Origin of the sequence: Mesorhizobium sp. B3-1-6 (assembly GCF_006439555.1) — a bacterium.
Taxonomy (GTDB): Bacteria; Pseudomonadota; Alphaproteobacteria; order Rhizobiales; family Rhizobiaceae; genus Mesorhizobium.
Genome location: NZ_VFTM01000010.1, coordinates 156783 through 178035, shown reverse-complemented (window position 1 = coordinate 178035; position 21253 = coordinate 156783). Strand labels below are relative to the sequence as shown.

General features: G+C 64.0%; 32 protein-coding genes and 1 riboswitch. Of the genes, 9 read left to right on the top strand and 23 right to left on the bottom strand.

The features are described from left to right. Nucleotides 1–100 precede the first annotated feature (100 nt). The gene (locus FJ414_RS11735) at nt 101–916 is read right to left on the bottom strand and encodes a sterol desaturase family protein (protein ID WP_140644540.1); all 816 of its coding nucleotides are present in this window, start codon (nt 914–916) and stop codon (nt 101–103) included. A gap of 295 nt (nt 917–1211) precedes the next feature. Here FJ414_RS11735 and FJ414_RS11730 point away from each other — a divergent pair, with 295 nt between their 5' ends. Then, on the top strand, nt 1212–1631 hold the full coding sequence (locus FJ414_RS11730; protein WP_140644539.1) for a hypothetical protein: 420 nt from the start codon (nt 1212–1214) through the stop codon (nt 1629–1631). Nucleotides 1632–1715: 84 nt separating this feature from the next. Here FJ414_RS11730 and FJ414_RS31760 read toward each other — a convergent pair whose 3' ends face one another. The 3 genes from FJ414_RS31760 to FJ414_RS11720 form a co-directional block, all read right to left on the bottom strand. Continuing rightward, the gene (locus FJ414_RS31760; protein WP_246672371.1) at nt 1716–2204 is read right to left on the bottom strand and encodes a GGDEF domain-containing protein; all 489 of its coding nucleotides are present in this window, start codon (nt 2202–2204) and stop codon (nt 1716–1718) included. Further along, nucleotides 2104–2502, bottom strand: coding sequence for a hypothetical protein (locus tag FJ414_RS31755; RefSeq protein ID WP_246672370.1), 399 nt, complete (start codon nt 2500–2502; stop codon nt 2104–2106). The genes FJ414_RS31760 and FJ414_RS31755 overlap by 101 nt, the downstream gene beginning before the upstream one ends. A 370-nt stretch (nt 2503–2872) precedes the next feature. Further along, nucleotides 2873–3373, bottom strand: a complete 501-nt coding sequence (locus FJ414_RS11720; protein ID WP_140644538.1) for a DinB family protein — start codon at nt 3371–3373, stop codon at nt 2873–2875. A gap of 61 nt (nt 3374–3434) precedes the next feature. Here FJ414_RS11720 and FJ414_RS11715 point away from each other — a divergent pair, with 61 nt between their 5' ends. Both FJ414_RS11715 and FJ414_RS11710 read left to right on the top strand, forming a co-directional pair. Then, nucleotides 3435–4127: a glutathione S-transferase family protein gene (locus tag FJ414_RS11715; protein WP_140644537.1), complete on the top strand. Its 693-nt coding sequence runs from the start codon at nt 3435–3437 to the stop codon at nt 4125–4127. 22 nt (nt 4128–4149) lie between these two features. Beyond that, entirely contained in the window at nt 4150–4302 is a 153-nt protein-coding gene (locus FJ414_RS11710) for a DUF1905 domain-containing protein (RefSeq protein WP_140644536.1), read from the top strand. 40 nt (nt 4303–4342) lie between these two features. Here FJ414_RS11710 and FJ414_RS11705 read toward each other — a convergent pair whose 3' ends face one another. Next, nucleotides 4343–4552: a hypothetical protein gene (locus tag FJ414_RS11705; protein WP_181181593.1), complete on the bottom strand. Its 210-nt coding sequence runs from the start codon at nt 4550–4552 to the stop codon at nt 4343–4345. 176 nt (nt 4553–4728) lie between these two features. Here FJ414_RS11705 and ndk point away from each other — a divergent pair, with 176 nt between their 5' ends. Further along, nucleotides 4729–5151: a nucleoside-diphosphate kinase gene (gene ndk / locus FJ414_RS11700; RefSeq protein ID WP_140644534.1), complete on the top strand. Its 423-nt coding sequence runs from the start codon at nt 4729–4731 to the stop codon at nt 5149–5151. Between the two features lie 58 nt (nt 5152–5209). Here ndk and FJ414_RS11695 read toward each other — a convergent pair whose 3' ends face one another. From FJ414_RS11695 to FJ414_RS11680, 4 genes are all read right to left on the bottom strand, one after another. Beyond that, a complete protein-coding gene (locus FJ414_RS11695) occupies nt 5210–5554 on the bottom strand; it encodes a DUF190 domain-containing protein (protein ID WP_140644533.1) in 345 nt (114 codons plus the stop codon). Nucleotides 5555–5585: 31 nt separating this feature from the next. Then, nucleotides 5586–6008, bottom strand: a complete 423-nt coding sequence (gene crcB / locus FJ414_RS11690) for a fluoride efflux transporter CrcB (RefSeq protein ID WP_140644532.1) — start codon at nt 6006–6008, stop codon at nt 5586–5588. Between the two features lie 3 nt (nt 6009–6011). Continuing rightward, a complete protein-coding gene (gene crcB / locus FJ414_RS11685; protein ID WP_140644531.1) occupies nt 6012–6404 on the bottom strand; it encodes a fluoride efflux transporter CrcB in 393 nt (130 codons plus the stop codon). A gap of 98 nt (nt 6405–6502) precedes the next feature. Then, nucleotides 6503–6563, bottom strand: a riboswitch (Fluoride riboswitch). Nucleotides 6564–6603: 40 nt separating this feature from the next. Next, entirely contained in the window at nt 6604–7059 is a 456-nt protein-coding gene (locus tag FJ414_RS11680; RefSeq protein ID WP_140644530.1) for a MarR family winged helix-turn-helix transcriptional regulator, read from the bottom strand. A gap of 64 nt (nt 7060–7123) precedes the next feature. On the opposite strand from FJ414_RS11680, the gene FJ414_RS11675 reads away from it, so the two are divergent. After that, complete coding sequence (locus FJ414_RS11675) at nt 7124–7603, top strand: cupin domain-containing protein (protein WP_140644529.1); 480 nt, start codon at nt 7124–7126, stop codon at nt 7601–7603. Nucleotides 7604–7891: 288 nt separating this feature from the next. Here the strand turns inward: FJ414_RS11675 and FJ414_RS11670 are convergent, their stop codons facing one another. The 7 genes from FJ414_RS11670 to FJ414_RS11640 form a co-directional block, all read right to left on the bottom strand. Beyond that, complete coding sequence (locus tag FJ414_RS11670) at nt 7892–8161, bottom strand: hypothetical protein (RefSeq protein ID WP_140644528.1); 270 nt, start codon at nt 8159–8161, stop codon at nt 7892–7894. Nucleotides 8162–8339: 178 nt separating this feature from the next. After that, nucleotides 8340–8753, bottom strand: a complete 414-nt coding sequence (locus FJ414_RS11665; RefSeq protein ID WP_140644527.1) for a YbaY family lipoprotein — start codon at nt 8751–8753, stop codon at nt 8340–8342. A gap of 135 nt (nt 8754–8888) precedes the next feature. Continuing rightward, nucleotides 8889–9368: a molybdenum cofactor biosynthesis protein MoaE gene (locus tag FJ414_RS11660; protein ID WP_140644526.1), complete on the bottom strand. Its 480-nt coding sequence runs from the start codon at nt 9366–9368 to the stop codon at nt 8889–8891. 1 nt (nt 9369) lies between these two features. Further along, nucleotides 9370–9627, bottom strand: coding sequence for a molybdopterin converting factor subunit 1 (gene moaD / locus FJ414_RS11655; protein ID WP_041001878.1), 258 nt, complete (start codon nt 9625–9627; stop codon nt 9370–9372). A gap of 5 nt (nt 9628–9632) precedes the next feature. Continuing rightward, complete coding sequence (pgsA, locus tag FJ414_RS11650) at nt 9633–10229, bottom strand: CDP-diacylglycerol--glycerol-3-phosphate 3-phosphatidyltransferase (protein WP_140644525.1); 597 nt, start codon at nt 10227–10229, stop codon at nt 9633–9635. Between the two features lie 325 nt (nt 10230–10554). After that, a complete protein-coding gene (gene uvrC, locus FJ414_RS11645) occupies nt 10555–12639 on the bottom strand; it encodes an excinuclease ABC subunit UvrC (RefSeq protein ID WP_140644524.1) in 2085 nt (694 codons plus the stop codon). Beyond that, nucleotides 12636–13400 carry an SDR family oxidoreductase gene (locus FJ414_RS11640; protein WP_140644523.1) on the bottom strand — a complete coding sequence of 255 codons (765 nt, stop codon included), beginning with the start codon at nt 13398–13400 and terminating at the stop codon, nt 12636–12638. Before FJ414_RS11640 ends, uvrC begins: the two co-directional genes overlap by 4 nt. A gap of 413 nt (nt 13401–13813) precedes the next feature. Here FJ414_RS11640 and FJ414_RS11635 point away from each other — a divergent pair, with 413 nt between their 5' ends. Beyond that, nucleotides 13814–14461: an outer membrane protein gene (locus FJ414_RS11635; RefSeq protein ID WP_140644522.1), complete on the top strand. Its 648-nt coding sequence runs from the start codon at nt 13814–13816 to the stop codon at nt 14459–14461. A gap of 93 nt (nt 14462–14554) precedes the next feature. Here the strand turns inward: FJ414_RS11635 and FJ414_RS11630 are convergent, their stop codons facing one another. The 4 genes from FJ414_RS11630 to FJ414_RS11610 form a co-directional block, all read right to left on the bottom strand. Then, nucleotides 14555–14923 carry a TfoX/Sxy family protein gene (locus tag FJ414_RS11630; RefSeq protein WP_140644521.1) on the bottom strand — a complete coding sequence of 123 codons (369 nt, stop codon included), beginning with the start codon at nt 14921–14923 and terminating at the stop codon, nt 14555–14557. Nucleotides 14924–15053: 130 nt separating this feature from the next. Beyond that, entirely contained in the window at nt 15054–15650 is a 597-nt protein-coding gene (locus tag FJ414_RS11625; RefSeq protein ID WP_140644520.1) for a glutathione S-transferase, read from the bottom strand. 271 nt (nt 15651–15921) lie between these two features. Further along, complete coding sequence (locus FJ414_RS31435) at nt 15922–16284, bottom strand: hypothetical protein (RefSeq protein WP_181181592.1); 363 nt, start codon at nt 16282–16284, stop codon at nt 15922–15924. A gap of 411 nt (nt 16285–16695) precedes the next feature. After that, nucleotides 16696–17226: a DinB family protein gene (locus FJ414_RS11610; protein WP_140644518.1), complete on the bottom strand. Its 531-nt coding sequence runs from the start codon at nt 17224–17226 to the stop codon at nt 16696–16698. 102 nt (nt 17227–17328) lie between these two features. On the opposite strand from FJ414_RS11610, the gene FJ414_RS11605 reads away from it, so the two are divergent. The 3 genes from FJ414_RS11605 (at nt 17329) to FJ414_RS11595 (ending at nt 19715) form a co-directional block, all read left to right on the top strand. After that, on the top strand, nt 17329–17919 hold the full coding sequence (locus FJ414_RS11605; protein ID WP_140644550.1) for a TetR/AcrR family transcriptional regulator: 591 nt from the start codon (nt 17329–17331) through the stop codon (nt 17917–17919). 144 nt (nt 17920–18063) lie between these two features. Beyond that, a complete protein-coding gene (locus FJ414_RS11600) occupies nt 18064–18468 on the top strand; it encodes a YciI family protein (protein ID WP_140644517.1) in 405 nt (134 codons plus the stop codon). Next, entirely contained in the window at nt 18465–19715 is a 1251-nt protein-coding gene (locus FJ414_RS11595; RefSeq protein WP_140644516.1) for an RNA polymerase sigma factor, read from the top strand. The genes FJ414_RS11600 and FJ414_RS11595 overlap by 4 nt, the downstream gene beginning before the upstream one ends. A 59-nt stretch (nt 19716–19774) precedes the next feature. Here the strand turns inward: FJ414_RS11595 and FJ414_RS11590 are convergent, their stop codons facing one another. From FJ414_RS11590 to FJ414_RS11580, 3 genes are all read right to left on the bottom strand, one after another. Then, nucleotides 19775–20227, bottom strand: a complete 453-nt coding sequence (locus FJ414_RS11590; RefSeq protein WP_140644515.1) for a hypothetical protein — start codon at nt 20225–20227, stop codon at nt 19775–19777. A 107-nt stretch (nt 20228–20334) separates the two neighbouring features. Then, nucleotides 20335–20700, bottom strand: a complete 366-nt coding sequence (locus tag FJ414_RS11585) for a DoxX family protein (protein WP_140644514.1) — start codon at nt 20698–20700, stop codon at nt 20335–20337. Between the two features lie 34 nt (nt 20701–20734). Beyond that, nucleotides 20735–21157 carry a VOC family protein gene (locus FJ414_RS11580; protein WP_140644513.1) on the bottom strand — a complete coding sequence of 141 codons (423 nt, stop codon included), beginning with the start codon at nt 21155–21157 and terminating at the stop codon, nt 20735–20737. Between the last annotated feature and the right edge of the window lie 96 nt (nt 21158–21253).

The following is a 21253-nucleotide window of genomic DNA, read 5'->3' as shown; positions in this document are numbered from 1 at the left end:
TGGCCCCTGTGCAATACAGGACCCAGCCCTTAAACATACCAACTCAATGAACCGTCCAACTTTATGGGGTCAGTTCAAAGTGGCGGGCTTTTCCGTGCCGTCATTCCGGCTTGGCGGCGGCGGGCGCGGCCTCAGCGATCGGCGCGGCCGGTTCGGCCGCGGCGACGAAGGGATAGACAAGTTGCTGGTGATAGAATTGCGGCACCGGCTCGTCGACGCCGTATTTTTCCGGCATTCGTTGCGGCATGAACAACGTGCCGCCGATCAGGTCGAGAAAGGGCAACTGTCCGGCGAAATTCCTGTCATAGGCCTGGCGTTCGTTGGCATGATGCCAATGATGGAACTGCGGCGAGCCAATCAGCCATTTCAACGGCCCGAATTTGATGCGCGTGTTGGAGTGGATGAACACCGACTGCCAGTGATAGATCAGCACGTAGATAAGAACCGCCTCGCCGGAAAAACCCAGCGCGAACAGCGGCAGGAACGAAGCCGACTTGGTCAGGATCTGGTCCACCGGATGCACGCGGTGGGCGGCCAGCCAGTCCATCTCCTCGATCGAGTGGTGGATGGCATGAAAGCGCCACAGGAACGGCACCGCGTGAAAGGCGCGATGGGCAAGGTAGAAGCCGATATCGGCGATGAGCAGAGCCTCGATTGCCTGCAGCCATAAAGGCTGCGACTGGACGGCGGCGGTGAGCGCTTCGGGAACGAAACGCTGCACCACAAGCATCGCCGCGCCGACCACCAGCAACATGCCGAGCTTGATGACGATGCCGTTGAAGAGCAGATAGACAACGTCGTTCAGCCAGTGCCGGCGCGTCGCCGATTGCTCGGCATGCAGCGGCAGAAGCTGCTCGAGCGGAATGAAGATGAGGGCGATGCCCAGCACCGCCTTGAAATCGATAAGGTCGAACACGGTCGCTCGCGGATCGGCTGAGGCCAGCCTCCGATACTAGCCGCCAAAGGATGAACGGACCGTTGATGGCAGAGCATGATGCCGAAAAGCGTGAAGCGGTTTTCGGGCGACATCATGCTCTATCTCTTTGATTTAGAGCCGGATTCAGATTTCAGGTCGAACAGACCTGAAATCATCCGGCTCTAGGCATGCGCGGCGCCGCGACACCCTATGAAACTTTTCGAGCGCTGCGTGAAACACCGCACGGACCGCTCGCGTTCACCATGTCAGTGCGGACGCGCGGCAAGGAGGGCGGATGTTTCTCGATCGCGAGCGTTTCAAGCCGGCGGCCGAAATGCGGCTCGGCCGGGACAGATCCTCCATCCGGGTGACGATAACCGACCCCACGGTGTGCGAACTCGGCGAAGCCGTCTATGCCTGGATCACCGCCGGAGGCAAGCCAGTCAGGATCGGCACCTGCGGCGCGTCGGCGGGCAAGCGCCTGCTTTCCTATCCCGGCTATATCAACCGCAGCCTCACCGGCCGCGGCGGCGCGACGCCCAAATGGGAGGCGCTGAAGTGGCTGAATCTGCTCACCGAACACGGCACGCTGACGGCGGTGGTGCACCAGCCGGAGCCGACCACGACCGCGGCCGGCCTGATCAGGCCCTATCTCGATGTCGAGCGCCAGTTGATCCGCCAGCACAGGCCGCTGCTCAACCGCAGCCACCGTTGACCTCGCCTTCCAGGGCCGCAGGCACGGCAATGGGCGGCTACGGCGGTTGCCAAGCCTAAACGGATCGCACTTTCCTGGAATTGATTAGTGGACCGTGCCAGCGGCGTCGCCCGCCAGCCCGCCACGCGGGCTCTCGAAGCTCACCTGGTCGCGGCCATTGGACTTGGCCTTGTAGAGATGGCGGTCGGCGACCTCGAACATGTCGTGGTAGGTGGTCGGGCCGCGGAAGGCGGTACCGCCGATGCTCACCGAAAGCGGCCAGGGCCGCCCGCCGGGTGCAAACTCGGCCTCGCGGATGCGGCGCCTGATGGATTCGGCGACCAGGAAGGAGCGCGCGGCGTCGGCGCCGGGCAGGAAGACCGCGAATTCCTCGCCGCCGATACGCCCGACAATGTCGGCGCCGTGCAGTTGCCCCTTGATCGTCGCCGCGATCAACCTCAGCGCCTGGTCGCCGCAATCGTGACCGAGGCGGTCATTGATCGACTTGAAGTGATCGGCATCGACGATCAGCAGCGCGCCGGCATCGGCGACCGTCTGGCCCCGCGCCCGCTCGAGATAGGCCTCCACCAGCATCGAGAAGGCGCCGCGGTTGAAGACCGCCGTCAGGGCTGTCGGTCGCGGCAATGACGCTGAGTTCCTTCTGCGTGATCGCCAGCTGGCGCATCTTCCACATCAGGAAGAACAGGAAGGAGCCGCCGAGTACAAGCGGTAGGAACAGGTCCGTGAGTTGCGCCCACCGCAGCGCCTGCGGCGACAGCGAGGGGAAATTGAAGGAGTCGACGAAGAAGGCGGCGGCAATGAAAAAGGCGGTGCCGGCGGCGGTGACCACCACGACCCTGCCCCAACTCGTGGGGGACAAATCGATGCGCATGTCATTGCTCCCACTGCAACTGGTTTATTGTGCAGCGCGAGCGCAAAAGAAGTCCTAACATATTAGCTTCAACGCAAGTGTGGTTAACACGCCGTCGGCATCGCCTTTAGTGACGGGCTCTCCGGCTGGCCGGAGGTTCTCGTCAGCGCGCCGCCGCAGCCGGCGACGCGGTAGGAGAATGCCGCGGAGCCTCACGGCCGGTTCGACACTCCCGGTTGGCCGTTGCCTTGACTTTTCTTAAATTTGGAAAACTTCTCAATAACAACCCGGCCGCAAACTCGGCCATTCATGGACAATGCAGCCCGATATGCTACTTGACCGGCTATTGCCGGATAACTCGCGCCGAGCAGTTCTTCCGGCCAACGCGCTCTCAGGCGTAAGCGCGACCTTCCTCGGAGCGCTGGAACAGCGCCAGGTCGAGCGGCACCGAGGGCCGGCCGAGCACCATATGCGCCTGGCCGCGATGGTGGGTCTGGTGGTTGAAGAAATGGCTGAGCGCAGGCGAAAGGCGCTGCGAGACGGTGCGCATGTCGACGGTCATGTAGGAGAAACGGCCGGCGAGCGCCTTGTCGCCCATCCCGGTCACCCAGTCGACGACCCTCCTGTCCTCGGCCTCGCGCGCCAACCTCAGGGCCGGCAAGGCGTGGTAGAGTATGGCGGCGGTGTTCGAGGGCGCGTCGCCCTCGCCGGTGAAACGCTTCATCCAGACGCGGTCGACGGCGAGCAGATGGTTCAGCGTGCCGAGCATCGAGCCGAAGGCGGCGCCGACGTCACGACCGAGTTCGTTTTCGCCAAGATCGGCGGCGGCATCGTAGAGGCGGCCATTGGCCCATTGATTGTAGGCCGCAAACATCATGAAATGCTGCTTCATTCTTCCCACCCGGCTTAACCCGAATCCAGCCCCTTCGTAACCCGCAGCAACGGACCCGCCAATGACCATTCTGCTTTACGACCTTGTCGGCCATGACACCGCCCGCCCCTTCAGCCCGCATTGCTGGAAGACCAAGATGGCCTTGGCGCATAAGGGGCTTGCCGCCACCAAGGTGCCGACGCGCTTCCTGGAGGTGCCGAAGGTCGAGGGCGGCGTATCGAAGACGGTGCCGGTGATCCGCGACGGCGAGCGCGTGGTGGCCGATTCCTTCGCCATCGCGCTCTATCTCGACGAAGCCTACCCCGAACGGCCGACGCTGTTTTGCGGCGAAGGCGGCAAGGCGACGGCGCGCTTCATCGAGCGCTGGTCGCAGTTCACCATCCACCCTTATATCGCGACGGTGGCTCTGACCGACCTGCATGCGATGCAGGACGAACCGAACGCGGCCTATTTCCGCGAGAACCGCGAACAGCGCTACGGCAAGCGCCTGGAAGACGTCGTGGCCAATCGCGAGGCCGGGCTCTCGGCCTTCCGCGCCGCGCTGGAGCCGCTGCGCTCGACGCTGACCTACCAGCCCTTCATCGGCGGCGAGGCGCCGCTGTTTGTCGATTACATCGTGTTCGGGGCGCTGCAATGGGGCCGCATCGCCTCGCCTTTCCAGTTGCTCGACGATGCCGACGGCATCGCGCGCTGGTTCGAGCGCTGCCTCGACCTGCATGGCGGGATCGGCCGGCAGGTCGCGGCTGCGGCGTGAACGCCGCGAGCGCGGGACTGCCATGCTGCGCTATGAGACGCGGGCCGAGATCTGGGTCTATCCCGGCAAGGGAGGTTGGCATTTCATGACGCTGCCGACGGACGTCGCGGCGCGGATCCAGGCGGCGACTGCGGGGCTGGCGCGCCCTTGGGGCTCGCTCGGCATCACGCGATGAGCCTACAGTGACCGTTGAGATCGAGCTTTAGCGCCTATTTCTAGGGCGCCTTGGTCGTCTCGCCGTTGTCGACCAGCCTCACGCAAATCGGGTCGCCCTCGCCCATACGCGTGCATTGCCATTCCGGGCCGAAGCCGAAATTGTGATCTCGCGGCGGCAGGGCCAGCAGGACGAAGATGATCACGGCGCACATGACCGCCATGAGAACTATGCCTGCCATGTCGCCGCGTCTGAGATAAGGCCGATTCATCGCCTCACGCTCCGCCGCCGCGGCGCTCCGGACCTCGCGCCCGAGGCGCATGCAGCCGCCTGATTATCCCGCAAACGGCTCGCCTTGACCAGAAGCCGCCTCCCCTTGGCAAGCCGCCGGGCGACTTGTATAGAGCCCGCCACTCCAATTTCCATTCCCACAACAAGGACGACCCTATGGCGATCGAACGCACCTTCTCCATGATCAAGCCGGACGCGACCAGGCGCAACCTCACCGGCGCCATCACCAAGATGCTGGAAGACGCCGGCCTGCGCGTCGTCGCATCGCGTCGCGTGTGGATGAGCCGCCGCGAGGCCGAAGGTTTCTACGCCGTGCACAAGGATCGCCCGTTCTTCGGCGAACTGGTGGAATTCATGTCGTCGGCGCCCACGATCGTGCAGGTGCTGGAGGGCGAGAGCGCCATCGCCAAGAACCGCGAAGTGATGGGCGCCACCAACCCGGCCAACGCCGCCGAGGGCACCATCCGCAAGGTGCATGCGCTGTCGATCGGCGAGAACTCCGTGCATGGCTCCGACGCGCCGGAGACCGCCGCGCAGGAGATCAAGTACTGGTTCTCGGACACCGAGATCGTCGGCTGATCCTGTAGGTCGAAATCTGGAAAAGGGTCGGCGCTTCGCCGGCCCTTTGTTTTTGGGTTCAGTCGCCATCGCCGTAGCGGATGACCTCGACCTTCTCCCTTGTGATCAGGCAGCTCTTCGTCCTGGTCAGCGCCATGATTTCAGGGATCAGCGCATCGATTTTCTGCGGCGCGTCGACGATCTCGACGACGATCGGCAGATCCTGCGACAGGCGCAGGATCTTGGCAGTGTGCAGCACGCTCGAGCGGCCGAAGCCGAGCGGGCCCCTCAGCACCGTGGCGCCCGCCATGCCGGTCTCGCGCGCCTTGATGACGATCGCCTCGTGCAGCGGCTTGCCGTCGGCTGCTCTGTCGTCCTCACCAAAGAAGATCCTGAGCAGCGCGCATTGCGCGGGAAGTTCCATGCTTTTCCTCCCTTATCGCCTGTTGGCCCAATCACCTCTCGACCGGTAAGCGGTTGAGCCTGGACGCCATGAGATAGCCCAGCCACGCCGCGGCGAGCGACAGGCCGACCACACTGATGAGATAGGTCGCGGCCAGCGGCCAGTCGCCCTCGAACAGCAGGATAAATGTATCGAGACTCATCGCCGAAAACGTGGTGAGGCCGCCGCAGAAGCCGGCCATGACGAAATTACGGCTGGCCGGGCTGACCATCAGGCGCCCGTCCGGTCCAGTCAGCGTGGCGAAGGCCACGATGACCCACGAGCCGACGACATTGACGAAAGCAGTCGACCAAAGCGCGTTCATGCCGAGCAGCGAGACGATGACATAGCTCGACAGGAAGCGGGCCAGCGAGCCGGTCGCCGCGCCGCAACCGACCGCCAGATAGAGCCGCATCGCCATCTGTCTGTCCATCATCGCTCAGCCCACTACCCAGGCGACGGCCCAGAAGCCGAGCGTGACGAACAGCACGCACAGAACCGACGAAGCGACGACGTTGAAGGCGGCGAGCCGCCCCTCGCCGTCGAGCGCGAGGTTGAGCGTCTGCAGGCAGAAGGACGATACCGTGGTATAGCCGCCGAACAGGCCGACGACGATCAGGTCGCGGACGAGATCGCCGGCGAATACGCCGCCGACAGCCCGCGCCGCGCCTGCGAAGGCGCCGATGGCCAAGGCGCCGGAAACGTTTACCAGCAACGTGCCCCAGGGAAAGGTCTCGCCGATGGCACGGCCGACCACGCCGGAGAGGAAAAAGCGGGAAATGCCGCCGAGGAAACCGCCAATCAGGACCAGGGCGCAAGCCGCAAGGGTCATCGCTTCAATGCCTTTCCAAACGCGATTCCGCATCGGAACCACTTCACGAAATCAGGCATGATGCGAGCGGGAAAAACAAATCCTGCCGCGCGAGAGCACGCCTGGCAGGAGTCATCAGCCCATAAGGGCGGTTTCGGGAACCCCATCCCCATTTTCGAGGGAGCCTAGGGGGTCGAGGCGGCGCGGTCAATTGGTGCCCTCAGCGGATCAGCGGCGTGTCCCAGAGATCGCCAAGCAGCGTCTTCAATTCCTGGAAGCGTTTCGGCCCAAGCTCCTCGGCCCATTCCCGCTCGATGTCGAGCAGGATGTCCGCCATCTTCTGGTAAGCGGCCCTGCCCCTGTCGGTGAAGTTCACGACGGTCCCACCGGCATCGTCAGGCGCCGCGCTGCGGGTGATGTAGCCCATCCCTTCCAGCGTCTTCAGCAACTGGTTCATGGCCTGCTTGCTCATCGCGGCCCGCTCGGCAAGCGCGCTGGGGCGCATCCCGTCCGGCCCTGGATACTGGATCACGGCCATATGGGGCGGGCTCAAATCGTCGAAGCCGGATGCCCGCAAATCCCTGATCAGCTTGCGGTGGATGGCCAAGGCCGGCACACGCAACAGCGCGCCGATCAATGGCGGTTTTTTCGGAGGATCGTCCGTGGATTGAGGCATTGACATACTAGTAAATTGAGTTTACTCATTTCGGTAAATTCGATTTACCACATGGGAGGATGGAATGCTAGGGAAAGCCAGCAATGTGCGCGTCAATCCGGCGGAAGAAACGATCAGCGATGACGGCGGCCTCGCCATTCACTTCCTGCTCACCGGCGACCAGTCCAACGGCAGCATCGCGGCCTTCGAACTGACCGTGCCCGGCTCGCAGCGGCTTCTCGCCCCGGCGCACAGCCACGACCACTACGAAGAAACGATGTACGGCATCGAGGGCGTGCTGACGCTCACGGTCGACGGCCAGAGACACGAGGTCGGGGTGGGACAGGCTCTCTGCATTCCGCGCGGCGCGGTCCATCGCTTCGACAACAACACCGCGGAAACCGCCAAAGTGTTGTGCGTGGTCACACCCGCGGCGATCAGCCCGGACTATTTCCGCGAGGCCTTTGCCATTTTTCGCGCCGGCGGCCCGCCGGACCGGGCCAGGATCATGGACCTGATGCGCCGCTTCGGCCTGACACCGGCGGCGGCGACGCCGCAGGCTTGAGTTCCTGGCGCATGCCGCAAATCGAACTGGGCTGAATGGAATCCCGACTGACCTCAACTCGCGTCAAGCAAATCAAACCGGCAGGCTTGGGAAGGATTGCGGTCGTTCGATGGCCGAACGGGATTTTTATTCGCGCTGTTGACGCGGTCCGGCATGCTAGAGCGTTTCACCATTTCCTGGAAACGGCGAACCGCTCTATCTCTTTGTTTCACGCAATTCCGGACGGAAAACCGCGTCCCACTTTCCTGGAATTGCTCTTAAAACCCGCCGGCCCCCGGCGGGCAGACGTCATTTGGCTTGACGGTCTTTCACATTCGCATGGGCGTTCGCCGCCTCGGTATCGGTAGACGGCGTCTTCGTCTCCTCGCCGGCGAACGGACTGCCCTGTCCAGGCGCAAGGTCGCCGCTGTGGCCGGCCTTGTTGGTCTGGAAAGGCTGGCTGTCGGGGCTGAGGCCGTGCTGCGTGGCGTTGAACAGGTGATCGTCCGCCCTGGCAAAACCGGCCAAGGCGATCAGCGATATGCTTGTGACTGCGAGAAAGAGCGTGTGCTTTTTCATATCTGGTCTCCTTTGAGTGCCAGATCGATCCGCGCATTCGGTCTGGCGGTTAAGTGAAGGGACATCGTCCCTTTGCCTGCCCGCCATCTGCATAAGTCAACGCCTGGCTTTGCCGGTTTATTCCGGCGAACACGGTTTCGAGGCTGAAAAGTCGCGCGGTCAGGCGCGGCGCACGACGTCAGCGCGCCATTTTCAGCAAAACCGTCTGCGGCCTGCTCGCCAGCGGATCGAGCTGGTGGCGTGTATCGGTAACGAACATCAGCCGCTCGCCGACCGTGATGCGGGCCTGCAGAGTATAGGTCCGGCCCTTCTGGATCGCCTTGGGGTCGAAGCCGATGTCGAATTTGATCGGCACCTGGCCGGTGGGCGCTGTCCTGCGCTTGGCGATCACGGTCGCCGGTGCGTCTGCCAGCGAGACGTCGGTGAGCTCGACCACGAGCACGGCATCGGGCGGCAGGGCGATGCGTTCGCGATAGGTCACCTCGCCCGCGATCGTCTTTTCGCCGGCATTGGTCACTTCCGGCACGGCAAGCACGCCGACGACCAGCGGCATCAGCCCGAAGATGAAGAACTCCGCGATCCTGTCCAGCATGAGATTGCTCCGCCAAGCAAATCAAACCGATTGGCAAGCTTGGGAAGGATTGCGGTCGTTCGATGGCCGAACGGGAGTTTTTTTCTGATGCATGTCGTTGCCCCAGAACCGCTGCACACTTCTGGGCGACATGCATTATTCGCCTTGTTTCTTCCAGCGGTCCGCGGCGTGATCGTCGGCTTCCTTGGCCTCGACCCAGCCGCCTTGAGTGCCGTCGGCGAGATGCTCCTTCTTCCAGAAGGGCGCGCGCGACTTCAGGTAATCCATCAGGAAATTCGCCGCCTCGAAGGCCGCCTCGCGGTGCGACGAGGCCGCGACCACCAGCACGATGTTTTCGCCCGGCGCTATTTTGCCATGGCGATGGATGACGGTGAGCCCTTGCAGCGGCCAGCGCTCGAGGGCTTGCGCGGCGATGCGGCCGATCTCGGCCTCGGCCATGCCCGGATAGTGCTCGAGCTCGAGCGCCGACAGCGCACCCTGCTCGTCGCGGCAAAGGCCGGAGAAGGTGACCACGGCGCCGATATCGGCCCGGCCCCCGGTGAGGCCGGCGATCTCGGCGGCGACGTCGAAGTCCTCGCGCTGGATGCGGATGGCGGGCACGACCGCGCCGGCCATCTCAGCCCCCGGTCATCGGCGGAAACAGCGCGATTTCGCGCGCGCCCGCTATCTTCTCGCGGTGGCCGACATGTTCCTGGTTGATGGCGACGCGGATGACGTCGGGATATTGCAGCGCGTTCTCATACTCCTCGCCGCGCGACTTCAGCCAGCGCAGCAGATCGGCGACCGTCTCGATGCCGGAAGGCAATTCGACGTCCTCTTCCGGCTTGCCGATCCGCTCGCGCACCCAGGCGAAATAGATGAGCTTCGTGGACATTGTCTTCACTCGTCCATGATGTGCTTGAGGCCGGCGCGGAAATAGTCGTAGCCGGTGTAGAGCGTGACGAGCGCCGCGACCCACAGCAGCACCAGACCGATCTGGGTGGTCAGCGGAAAGACCTTGTCGCCGGCCGGGCCGACCAGCAGGAAGGCGATGGCGACCATCTGGATCGTGGTTTTCCACTTGGCGAGTTGGGTCACCGGCACCGACACTTTCAAGGCGGCCAGATATTCGCGCAGGCCCGAAACCAGGATCTCGCGGCACAGGATGATGATGGCCGCCCAGAGCGACCAGCCGGCGATGCCGCCATGGCGGTCGGTGTCGGCGGCAAGCAGGAGCAGGCAGGTGGCGACCAGCAATTTGTCGGCGATCGGATCCAGCATCTTGCCGATGTTGGAGGTCTGCTGCCAGGCGCGCGCGAAATAGCCGTCAAAGTAATCGGTGATGGAGGCCAGCAGGAAAATGACCAGCGCCGACCAGCGGGCGAAGTCGGACGACTTCAGATGCCCCTCGAGAAAAAAGCACAGCACGACCAGCGGCACCGCGACGATGCGGGCATAGGTGAGGATGTTCGGCAGGTTGAACGCGCGTTGTGCCATGTTGTCTCGGGAAATCTCCTCCGCCAGACGTACTCAAATCAGAAGCCAATGTAGGGGGTCAACAGGCGAGATTCGATTGGACAGGGAAAAATGCCACGGATGCGTCGAGAACAAGGACGATGCAGACGTCTGACCGCCGGGGCGAGATATCGCGAACCTTCGAGATTAGCGGAGGTCTCTGTGCGTTCGTCATCCACGGGCGGAGCGGGAGCGAATCGGACGCGCAGACCCTAGGATGACGAAGGCGCGGAGTTCTCCGCCAATCTTCTGACTAGAGTTAGCCAGCGCAAGTCTCTTCAACCTTCCGTGCCCGACCCTAGCCCTCTCAGCTCTCGTGGAAGTGATTGTAGACCAGCTTCGCCACATGCTCGGAAATGCCGTCGACTTTGACCAGGTCCTCGACCGCGGCGCGGCTGACCGCCTTGGCGGTGCCGAAGGCGAGCAGCAGGGCGCGCTTGCGGCCCGGGCCGATGCCGGCGATCTCGTCGAGCGGGCTTTTGACCATCTCCTTCTTGCGCCGCGCCCGGTGCGAGCCGATGGCGAAACGGTGCACCTCGTCGCGCAGGCGCTGGACGAAATAGAGCACCGGATCGCGCACCGGCAGCATGAAGGAGTCCCTGCCCTTGACGAAGAAGCGCTCGCGGCCGGCGTCGCGGTCCGGGCCCTTGGCGATGCCGATGGCCACCACCCGGTCCTCGACGCCGAGATCGGCGAGGATCTGGCGCACCGCCGTCATCTGGCCTTGGCCGCCGTCGATCAGGATGACGTCCGGCCAGGCCGGGAAGCCGCCATTGCCGGCGACCAGATCCTCCTCGCCTGTTTCGTCCTCGACCGCCGGGCCGGGCTGAACGTCGCCATGTTCCTTGAGCAGCCGCGAAAAGCGTCGCTGCATCACTTCGCGCATCATGCCGAAATCGTCGCCTGGCGTGATCTCGGTCGAGCGGATGTTGAATTTCCGGTACTGGTTCTTCACGAACCCCTCCGGCCCGGCGACGACCATGGCGCCGACCGCATTGGTGCCCATGATGTGCGAGTTGTCGTAGACCTCGATGCGCACCGGCGGTTTTTCCAGGCCGAAGGTCTCGGCAAAACCCTTGAGCAGACGCGCCTGGGTCGAGGTTTCGGCCAGCCTGCGGCCGAGTGCCTCGCGCGCGTTCTGCAGCGCATGGTCGGTCAGGTCCTTCTTCTCGCCGCGCTGCGGCACCGAGATGGATATCTTGCGGCCGGCATGGGTGGAGAGCGCCTCCGCGAGCAGTTCTTGCTCCTGCGCGGTCTGCGACAGAAGCAGCGTGCGCGCCGGCAGCTTGTCGTCATAGAACTGCGCCAGGAACGAGCCCAGCACCTCCGCCGGCTCCAGCGCCGGATCGGCCTTGGGGAAATAGGCGCGGTTGCCCCAGTTCTGGCCGGTGCGGAAGAAGAACACCTGGATGCAGGTCTGGCCGCCTTCCTGGTGGATGGCGAAGACGTCGGCCTCTTCCACCGTCTGCGGGTTGATGCCCTGATGCGCCTGCACATGCGAGAGCGCCGCAAGACGGTCGCGATAGATGGCGGCGCGCTCGAAATCGAGCTCCTCCGAGGCCTGCTGCATGGCGGCCGAGATTTCGGTCTTCACCTTCTGGCTGCGGCCGGAAAGGAAATCCTTCGCTTCTTCGACCAGCTCGGCATAGCCCTCATGCGAGATCTCGCCGGTGCAGGGACCGGCGCAGCGCTTGATCTGGTAGAGCAGGCAGGGCCGCGTGCGGTTCTCGTAGAAGGAGTTGGTGCAGCTTCGAAGCAGGAAGGCGCGCTGCAGCGAATTGATGGTGCGCCCGACCGCGCCGGCCGAGGCGAAAGGGCCGAAATAGTCGCCCTTGCGCGAGCGCGCGCCGCGATGCTTGTAGATGCCGGGCGAGACATGGTCGCCGGTCAAGAGGATGTAAGGGAACGACTTGTCGTCCCGCATCAGCACGTTGAAGCGGGGCCTGAGCCGCTTGATGAGGTTGGCCTCCAGCAGCAGCGCCTCGATCTCGGTGCGAGTGACGACGAACTCCATCGTCGCCGTCTCGCGCACCATGCGGCCGATGCGGGCGGTGTGGAACCGCCCCTGAGCATAGTTGGTGACGCGCTTCTTCAGGCTGCGCGCCTTGCCGACATAGAGCACGTCGCCGGCGGCGTTCATCATGCGGTAGACGCCAGGCTGGTTGGGCAGCCGCTTGACGAAGGTCTGGATCACCTCGGCGCCGACCATGCCGTCGGCGTCGCCGGCATGAGGCGTCCAGTCTATGGCCGTGAAGGCGACGTCAGGCCCAGTCGGGATCGACTCCGGCTCGACGATCTCCTCCGCCGCCTCGTCCTCGATGTCGAGATCGACATCGGGCGGCAGATCGTCGGCGGCGCCGTTTCTTTTATGTCTTTGGGCTGCGGGACTCATTCCACCATGCCTGTCACATCGGGCGTCTGCCACGCAAGATGCTGGCCGCCGTCGAGCGCGATCATCTGGCCGGTCACCGAGCGCGCCTGCCAGAGATAGCGGATCGTGGCGCCGAATTCGGGCAATTGCGGGCCGCGCTTCAGAATGAGGCCGTCGACCTGCTTGCCGAAATCATCGTCGTCCTGTCGCTTGTTCTTCAGCGTCGGGCCAGGACCGATGGCATTGACGCGGATGCGCGGCCCGAGCGCCTGGGCCAGCATCTCGGTTTGCGTCCACAGCGCCGATTTCGACAGCGCATAGGAGAAATAACGTGGCGTCGGCCGCCAGACGCGCTGGTCGATGATGTTGACGATCAGCCCCTCTTCGCCTTCAGGCAGGGCGCGGGCAAAGGCCTGCGCCAGAAGCGCCGGCGCCTTCACATGGATGGCGAAGTGGCGATCCCAGGCCTGCCAGTCGAAATCCTCGACACGATCGTCGACGAACAGGGAAGCGTTGTTGACCAGCAGCGTGACAGGTCCGAGCACCGCTTGCGCGCGACCGACAAGGCCGCCCACGGCTTCCATGTCGGTGAGGTCGGCCGCTACCATGGCGGCGCGGCCGCCTTCGCCCGCGATCTTCTCCGCCAGCGCCTCGGCCTCGTCGCTTGACCGGTTGGCGTGGATGGCGACAGCAAAGCCATTGGCGGCAAGGTCCTCGACGATCGCCTTGCCGATCCGTCTTGCTCCACCCGTCACCAGCGCGACAGCCGTGGCTTGTCTCATCTTGTCAATCCTCAATCGGCTTCACGATTCCGGGAAGCCGGCACAATATGACGGGCCAAGCGTTAAATGCCATTTCCACCTGGGGCAAGAATGTGGCGAAGCGGCCCGGACGCGCTTCCGCCCCGCCGGATTCGGGGCACCGCTCCCGGCAATATATGTCGCTGGACCCCTTGAACCAAGCGGTGTGCAGCGCAACATATTTAGCCTGCTGACATTCGCTGTTGCGAAGATGCAACGTCAACTTTCGGCCTCATTCGCGCCGGGATATGACCCAAGTTCAGGTTCGCTTCAGCCGCATTTCAGCACGACATTTGGAACCGTTGAGCGCCAAGCCCGTTTATCCCCCCGGACGGGCCGGGGCGTTTCATGAACAAACAAGCCTAAGTGTCTTGTGGCTTAAGGAGAGTATAACAATGAAGACCAATCTCAAATTCGCGCCGCTCGCCGCTGCGCTCGGGCTGTTCGCCCTTGGTGGTACCGCCTTCGCGGCCGACGTCGTTTCCGAGGAGCCGCCGGCTCCCGCCCCGGTTGCCGAGCTTCCGGTTGCTTCCTGGGCCGGCCCTTATGCCGGTATCAATCTCGGCTACGGCTTCGGCGGCCATGTGAAGGCCCCGGGCGTCGACGCCAAGACCAAGGGCTTCATCGGCGGCGTTTTCGGCGGCTACAACTGGCAGCAGGATAACTTCGTCTACGGTGCTGAAGCCGACCTCGGCTACAATGGCACCAAGGGTTCGGACAACGGCCTTTCGGCCAAGACCGGCATCGAAGGTTCGCTGCGCGCTCGCCTCGGCTATGCCGTGACCCCGGAAATCCTGCTCTACGGCACGGGTGGTCTCGCTGCGAAGAACCAGAAGATCGACGACAGCGTCACCGGCGTGAACGACAGCAAGGCCATGCTCGGCTGGACCGCCGGCGCCGGTACCGACATCAAGATCACGGACAACGTGTTCGGCCGCGTCGAGTATCGCTACACCGACTACGGCAGCAAGAACTTCGGCGACACGGGCAAGGTCAAGTCTTCGGACAACCGCGTCACGTTCGGCGTCGGTATGAAGTTCTAAGTCGTAAAAGCCACGACACGGAAAAGCCGGGCCTTGCGCCCGGTTTTTTTGTGTCCGCGGAAGACAGAACGGCTGCGAGCTCGTCAGTCGTCCTCATTTCGACCGCTTCGGCAGTTTCGCCTTCGCCGGCAGCGTCTCGACGAAAGCCAATGCGCGGCCGAGCCAACCGGCAAGATCGGCGTCGGTTGCCGTCCCTTCGGACGCGACACGGATATAGCCTTCCATCGAGCGTCCACCCATCTCCATCGTGCTTGCATGAGGAAGTGCCGCGGCGGCCGCATGCGCGCCCTTGCCGACACGTACCAGAAGCCCGCGCTTCGAGGTGCCGATCAGCATGTTGCCGTTGATCATGAAACAGGTGCCGCCGAACATCTTCTGCTCGGTGAAGGCGCGTCGACCGAGGGCGGCGCGCAGGCGTGCGACCATCGGGTCCGGCGCGGCGCTGGTTGAGGGCTTTGCCATCTTCACCACTCCGACTTGGGTGATGCCAGGCAAGCATGGAAGGGAATGGGGTTCAAGTGGGGGCGGCGTTATGGAGAAGTGCAGCGGCGAAGCTGCTGATCTCCCCCGCAAAGAGGGAGATTGGCAGTTCTCACCCCGGCACGCTTGCCTTCAGCTCCGGGAACTTCTCGTCAAACCTCGCGGCCCAGCGCACGAGCCGGCTGTGGCCTTTCTCCCATTGGCCGGAAAAGCGCAACGCGAGATAGCCGAGGGCGGCGCGCAGCGCCATGTGGCCGGCGGTGATCTTCTTCGGCAGCTTCGGCGGGTTGGCGTTGATGAAGTCGAGCGCGGTGGCGATCTTGGTCCACTGGCGGTCGAGCCAGGGCTGGTAGACCATCGCCTCCGGCCGCGTGCGGCGCTCGTAGACCATCGACAGCGCGCAGTCGCAGATGCCGTCGGCCAGCGCCTCGAGAACTTCCGCCTCGAGCCGCTTGTCCGGATTGCGCGGGAAGAGGGCGCTCTTCGACAGCCGGTTGAGATGCTGGGTGATGGCGCGGCTGTCATGGATGGAGCGGCCGTCCTCCAGCACCAGCGCCGGGATCTTGCCGAGCGGATTGGCCGAGATCAGATCGGCGGGCTTGTCCTCCGTCTTGACCGGCACGAGGTCGATCGCGATGCCGGCATAGGCGGCCGCCATGCGGACCTTCGAACTGTAGGGCGACGTGGAAGCGTAGAGCAGTTTCGGCATGATCGGGTTCCCAGTTGTTTACGGCACTGTTGACCGATCGGGATCCGAAGGGCAACGGCCAGCCGGGCAATCCGGATTGGCCAATGCATCTTGCCGGCGCAGGCACCCCAAAGAAAAAGCTCCCGGACGTTTTGCCTGGCGGCAAAATTTCCGAGAGCTTTTAGGAGGAGCGTCCGCTCCGACTCCGCTCGCTCTGACACCGAATTGGCGAGAGGGATGCCAAGGTGGCACCCGCCCTCACCTGTTGCGGTTCGCGAGCGAAGCTACGCGATTACTTCTTGGCGGCCGGCTTCTTCGCCGGAGCTGCCTTCTTGACAGCGGCCGGTGCCTTGGCGGCGGCGGCCTTCATCGGAGCCTTGGCGGCGGGCTTGGCCGCGGCCTTGGCTGCCGGCTTCTTGGCGGCAGGCTTGGCCGCCGGCTTTGCCGCGGCCTTGGCGGCGGGCTTGGCCGCTGCCTTCGCCACCGGCTTCTTGGCGGCGGGCTTAGCCACAGCCTTCGCCGCTGCCTTGGCCGGAGCCTTGGCGGCGGGCTTGGCCGCTGCCTTCTTCACTGCTGCAGGTTTCGCGGCAGCCTTAGCCGCCGGCTTCTTTGCCGGCGCTTTCGCCGCCGGCGCCTTGGTTGTCGTCTTTGCCATGCGATGCCCCTTGCGTTTTGCCGATGGTCGTGAGTGACCCGGCGTGTCTATGCATATCTGACTCGCGACTGTCTAGCCAGCGAAGCAACACAATGATTTTCAGTTGTTGAATTTTGGTTACACGAAACGCTCGAAGATGCATCTCATTGAAAAATTGTGAGCGAATCTATCACTTTCGAAGTGACGGCCCGGCCCACAGATTTTCGCGCGGCTTCTATCGCACGATCCTCCACCGACCGGCGGCATAACCTTGCATCACAATGTGAGCAGAGTGCTCATAATAGACAAGAGGCCGTCGGACGTCGACTTCATCTTGTCCAGCAGAAACATCTACAGATGAACCGGTCATGCGCGACGACCAAAGCTTGAGCGCTTTAAAGTGAGCTTAAGGCTCATATTCAGGCACCACAATCAAGCGCCAGCCGGTTGGCGTCCGTGCAGCAGGCGGCGCGCCGGCTCGACCCGGTGCAGATGGACGGCGTAGGTGTCCCAGGGCGGCGAGTGCGCGATCCTGGCCAGCATCCGGCCGATCTCGCCGCGATGGTAGCTGCCGTGCAAGACGATATGGGTCAGCATCTCCTGCCTCGTCATGCAGCCCCTGTCGCCGTCGGTGAAGGTGAAGGCGACCGGGTCGGCAAGCTCTTGCTCCGCAACGGTTTCAAGATAGTCGAGATACCAGCCGTCGATCTCAGCCAAGGCGACGCGCAACGCGCGCGGTTCGGGCGTGTCCGGGGTATTGTCGCTCGGATAGCCATGGGCGACGCCCCTCAGATGCGCGGCAAAAATCCGCGACACGACATGGATATGGTTCATCAGGTAGATCGCGGCGCGCCGCTCCTCGGGATCGCGGGACGGATCCATCCCCGCAAGCTTTCCCGCGAGCTCATCATTCGCCCAGGCCTGATAGACAAGCAGGCTCTTCAGCAAGGTCTTGGCGCTCATGTTCCGGCCCATTTGCGTTGGTGAAATGAATGTGAGTATCCTGTTTATATTCTCGGGAGACGGGCCAGCATGTCTACTCGCATTGCAAAGCCGGCCGCGCGCATGCGCAAGCAGCCGCGCCAGGCGCGTTCGATCGCCACCGTCGAGGCGATCATCGAAGCCGGTGCTCACGTTCTTAGCGAGCTCGGCTGGGCGGGCTTTTCCACCAACAAGGTGGCAGAGGCCGCAGGCGTCAGCATCGGCTCGCTCTATCAATATTTCCCCGACAAGCTCGCTCTGGTCGAAGCGATCCGGCGCCGTCACTTCGATCATGTGCTGTCGGTGATTCGCGAAGCGGCGGCCGACGAGAAGCCGCTGAGGCAATTCGCGCGCGAGCTGGTGCGCGGCATGATCGGCGCACACTCGATTCATCCGACGTTGCACCAGGTGCTGCTCGACGAGGCGCCCGGCGACCGCGGCTCGCGTGCCGCGCATGCCTCGTTCCAGACGCGCTATCTCGAACATTACGCGGCGGCCGTCGCGCAGTACCGCAAGCGCCGCAAGGATACCGAGACGATGGCGCGCGTGCTCTCGTCAGCGATCGAAGGCGTGATCCACAACGCGGCACGGCGCAACATGCTCGACGCGCCGGAATTGCAGAGGCAACTGGTCGAGCTGATCGAGGCTTATGTATCGGGCGGCAGGGCAGCCTGAGGCAGTGACGGCTGACAGGCTGGCGCCGGCCGCGTGCCCGCGCCTCCTCGGTTACCGGCATCGCAATTAAATTCGTATCGCCTGTCGATTCCGACGATCGCCGTTCGTCGTATCATCGCAACCTGCAAACCGAAGGAACACAAGATGCGTTTCATGATGCTGATGATCCCCGGCGGCTACGCCACCGCGGCTCCCGACGTCAGGCCCGAGGCCGAGGCCGTGGCGACGATGATGAAATACAATGAAGAGCTGAAGCGGGCCGGCGTGCTGCTTGCGCTCGACGGGCTGCATCCGCCGTCCTCGGGCGCGCGGGTTTCCTTCAATGGCGGCAAGCCAGCCGTCACCGACGGCCCGTTCGCCGAGGTCAAGGAAGTGCTCGGCGGCTATTGGATGATCGACGTGCGCTCGCCCGAGGAAGCCATCGAATGGGCACGCCGCTGCCCCGCCGGAGAAAACGACGTCATCGAGGTCCGGCGCGTTTTCGAGATGAACGATTTTCCCGAGGACGTCCAGAAGGTCGTCGACGGGTTCGACGAGCTCAAGGATTGACCACGACTGCAACGGTCGAAGCGGTCTGGCGGATCGAGCAGCCGAAACTCGCCGCCAGGCTCACCCGCACCCTGCGCGATGTCGGGCTGGCCGAGGAGGTGGTGCAGGATGCCTTTGTCGAGGCGCTGGAGCGCTGGCCCGGCGACGGCATTCCGCACAACCCGGCCGCCTGGCTGACCAGGGTCGCCATGAACCGCGCGCTCGACCGGCTGCGCCGCACCGTGCTGATCGACGGCAAGCATCGGCAGCTGGCCGTCGATCTCGCCGAGCTGGAGTGCGCCATGCCCGACATCGAGGCGGCGCTTGACGAGGATATCGACGACGATCTGTTGCGACTGATCTTCACCTCTTGCCATCCGGTGCTGCCGGCAGAGCAGCGCGCGGCGCTTGCGCTGCGGATGCTGGGCGGACTGTCGACGCCGGAGATCGCGCGCGCCTTCCTGGTACCCGAGGCCACCGTCGCCCAGCGGATCGTGCGCGCCAAGCGGACCTTGCGCGACGCCGGCATCGCCTTCGAGACGCCGCGCGGGCAAGAGCGGCGCGAGCGCCTGACTGCTGTGCTGGAGGTGATCTACCTGATCTTCAACGAAGGCTATGTCACGTCCTCCGGACCGGACTGGCTGCGAGCCGATCTCGGCAACGAGGCACTGCGCCTCGGCCGCCTGCTGGCGACGCTGATGCCGGAGCAACCGGAGGCGATCGGACTGCTGTCGCTGATGGAACTCGGCGCCTCGCGCTTCGGCGCCCGCACCGACGGAGCCGGCAATCCGATCCTGCTGCTCGACCAGAACCGCGGCCGCTGGGACTGGTCGCTGATCCGGCGCGGCCTCGACCGATTGAAACGCGCGATGGCGCTCACGCCGACGCCCGGTCCCTATCAGCTGCAGGCGATGATCGCCGCCTGCCATGCCCGCGCGGTGAGCGCGGCCGACACCGACTGGATCGCCATTGCCGCCTATTACCAGGCGCTCGCGCTGGCGGCGCCCTCGCCCATCGTCGAGGTCAATCGGGCGGTCGCCGCCGGCATGGCGTTCGGACCGGCGCAAGGGCTGGCCATCGCCGATGCGCTGCGGGACGAACTGCGGCTGAAAGAGTCGCACCTCTTGCCCACGGTGCGCGGCGACCTTCTGGCGAGGCTCGGACGGATGGAGGAGGCCCGCGCCGAATTCCGCCGCGCCGCCGAGCTGACAGCAAATGAGCGGGAGCGCGCGCTGCTGCTGGCGCGGGCTGGTGACGGTGATGGTTGAGAGAAAAAGGATAGGCCGGCGGGACAGCGCCCCTCCGGCCTGCCTATCAGCCGGAAAATTTACCTAAGCACGCGGCAGCGGCCGTTATAAACCAGCCAGCGGTCGAAGCCCGAGACGCAGAATTCTACATTGTCGCCGATCGAGGCAAAGCCCTGGCCTTCCTCGATCAGGTAGAAGATCGAGCGGTCGCGACCGTCCGACAGGTTGACGGTGGCGCGGCAATAGTGGCGGCCGATCGGCCATTCGTCGCTCGCCGGCTCGTAGCGGTGCTGGCGGATGTTGCGGAAATCTGTGATCGCGACATCCGGCAGGTGCGGCACGTGATGCACTTGGTAGGAGAAGCGGTCGGTGATCTTGCTCAGCACCCAGCTTTCGCCGCAGACGCTGCCATCGTCGCCGCTGTAGACGGAAAGGTCTGCGGCCTGCGCCGCCTGGGTGAAGCCCAGCGGAGCGGCAAAGGGAGTGGACAGCGCAACCAGCGCGGCAAGGGCGGAATGGGCGAAGCGAGTCATGACAGCCTCTCAAGGTCGGTTCCGCACACTGTGCGGATTCGCTTGGCGGCGGTCAAGCGGTCGCGAAAACAATGGTTTCCGCAAAACTTCGTTCCAGACTTGACCAGCTAACCAAGAGTGCCGGCAAGCAGCAGCCCGCCGATGACCGCGATGTTGATCAGGAACGCGTTGCGCAGCACCTGGCGCTCCGGTTCCTCGCTGGCCCAGAAACGCAGCAGCATCGCGTTCGTCGCCAGCGTGAAGATGACCAGCGCGCCGGCGGCGAAGGGCCGGGCCATGCCAACGGCAAGCAGGAAACCCGCAACGATCTCGACCGCCGAACCGGCGGCCAGCATCAAGGCCGGAGCTGGAAATTTCTGCGCGGCCAGATAGCCGCGCATCGCCCCGAATTTCAGGAAATGTTCGATGCCGGCGAAGACGAACACGCCACCGATGAGGAGAGCGCCAAGCGCTTGAACGGTTTGACCAGGCATGACGGCCTCCCCTCGATGATCTGCTTCGCTCCGCTCAGTCCTCGGGGACGAAGGCCGGGTTGTAGACGACCTCCCACAGATGATCGTCGGGATCCTGGAAATAACCGGCATAGCCGCCCCAGAAGGTTTCTTGCGCCGGCTTGACCACGCGCGCCCCGGCCTTGACGGCCTCGGCCATTGCCGCGTCGACCTCGGCCTCGCTGCCGACATTGTGGCCAATGGTCAATTCGGTCGGGCTGCGGCCGCTCTGCGGCACCGTGGCATCCCAGGCGATGTTGGCGCGTTCGAAGATGGCAAACTTCAAGCCGCCGGCGAGTTCGAAGAAGGCGACGGCGCCATGCTCGAATTCCCGGCCGATGATGCCTTCGGTCGGCAGGCCGAGGCCGTCGCGATAGAATTTGAGCGACGCTTCCAGATCGTCGACGCCGAGCGTCAATACGGTGATGCGAGCTTTCATTTCTCTCACTCCTTTCTATATTCGAAACCAACATCCGAAATCGGATGTGGTTGGCAAATGCGCCGATGGGCGCCGTCAGGCTGCGTCTGTTCTGCC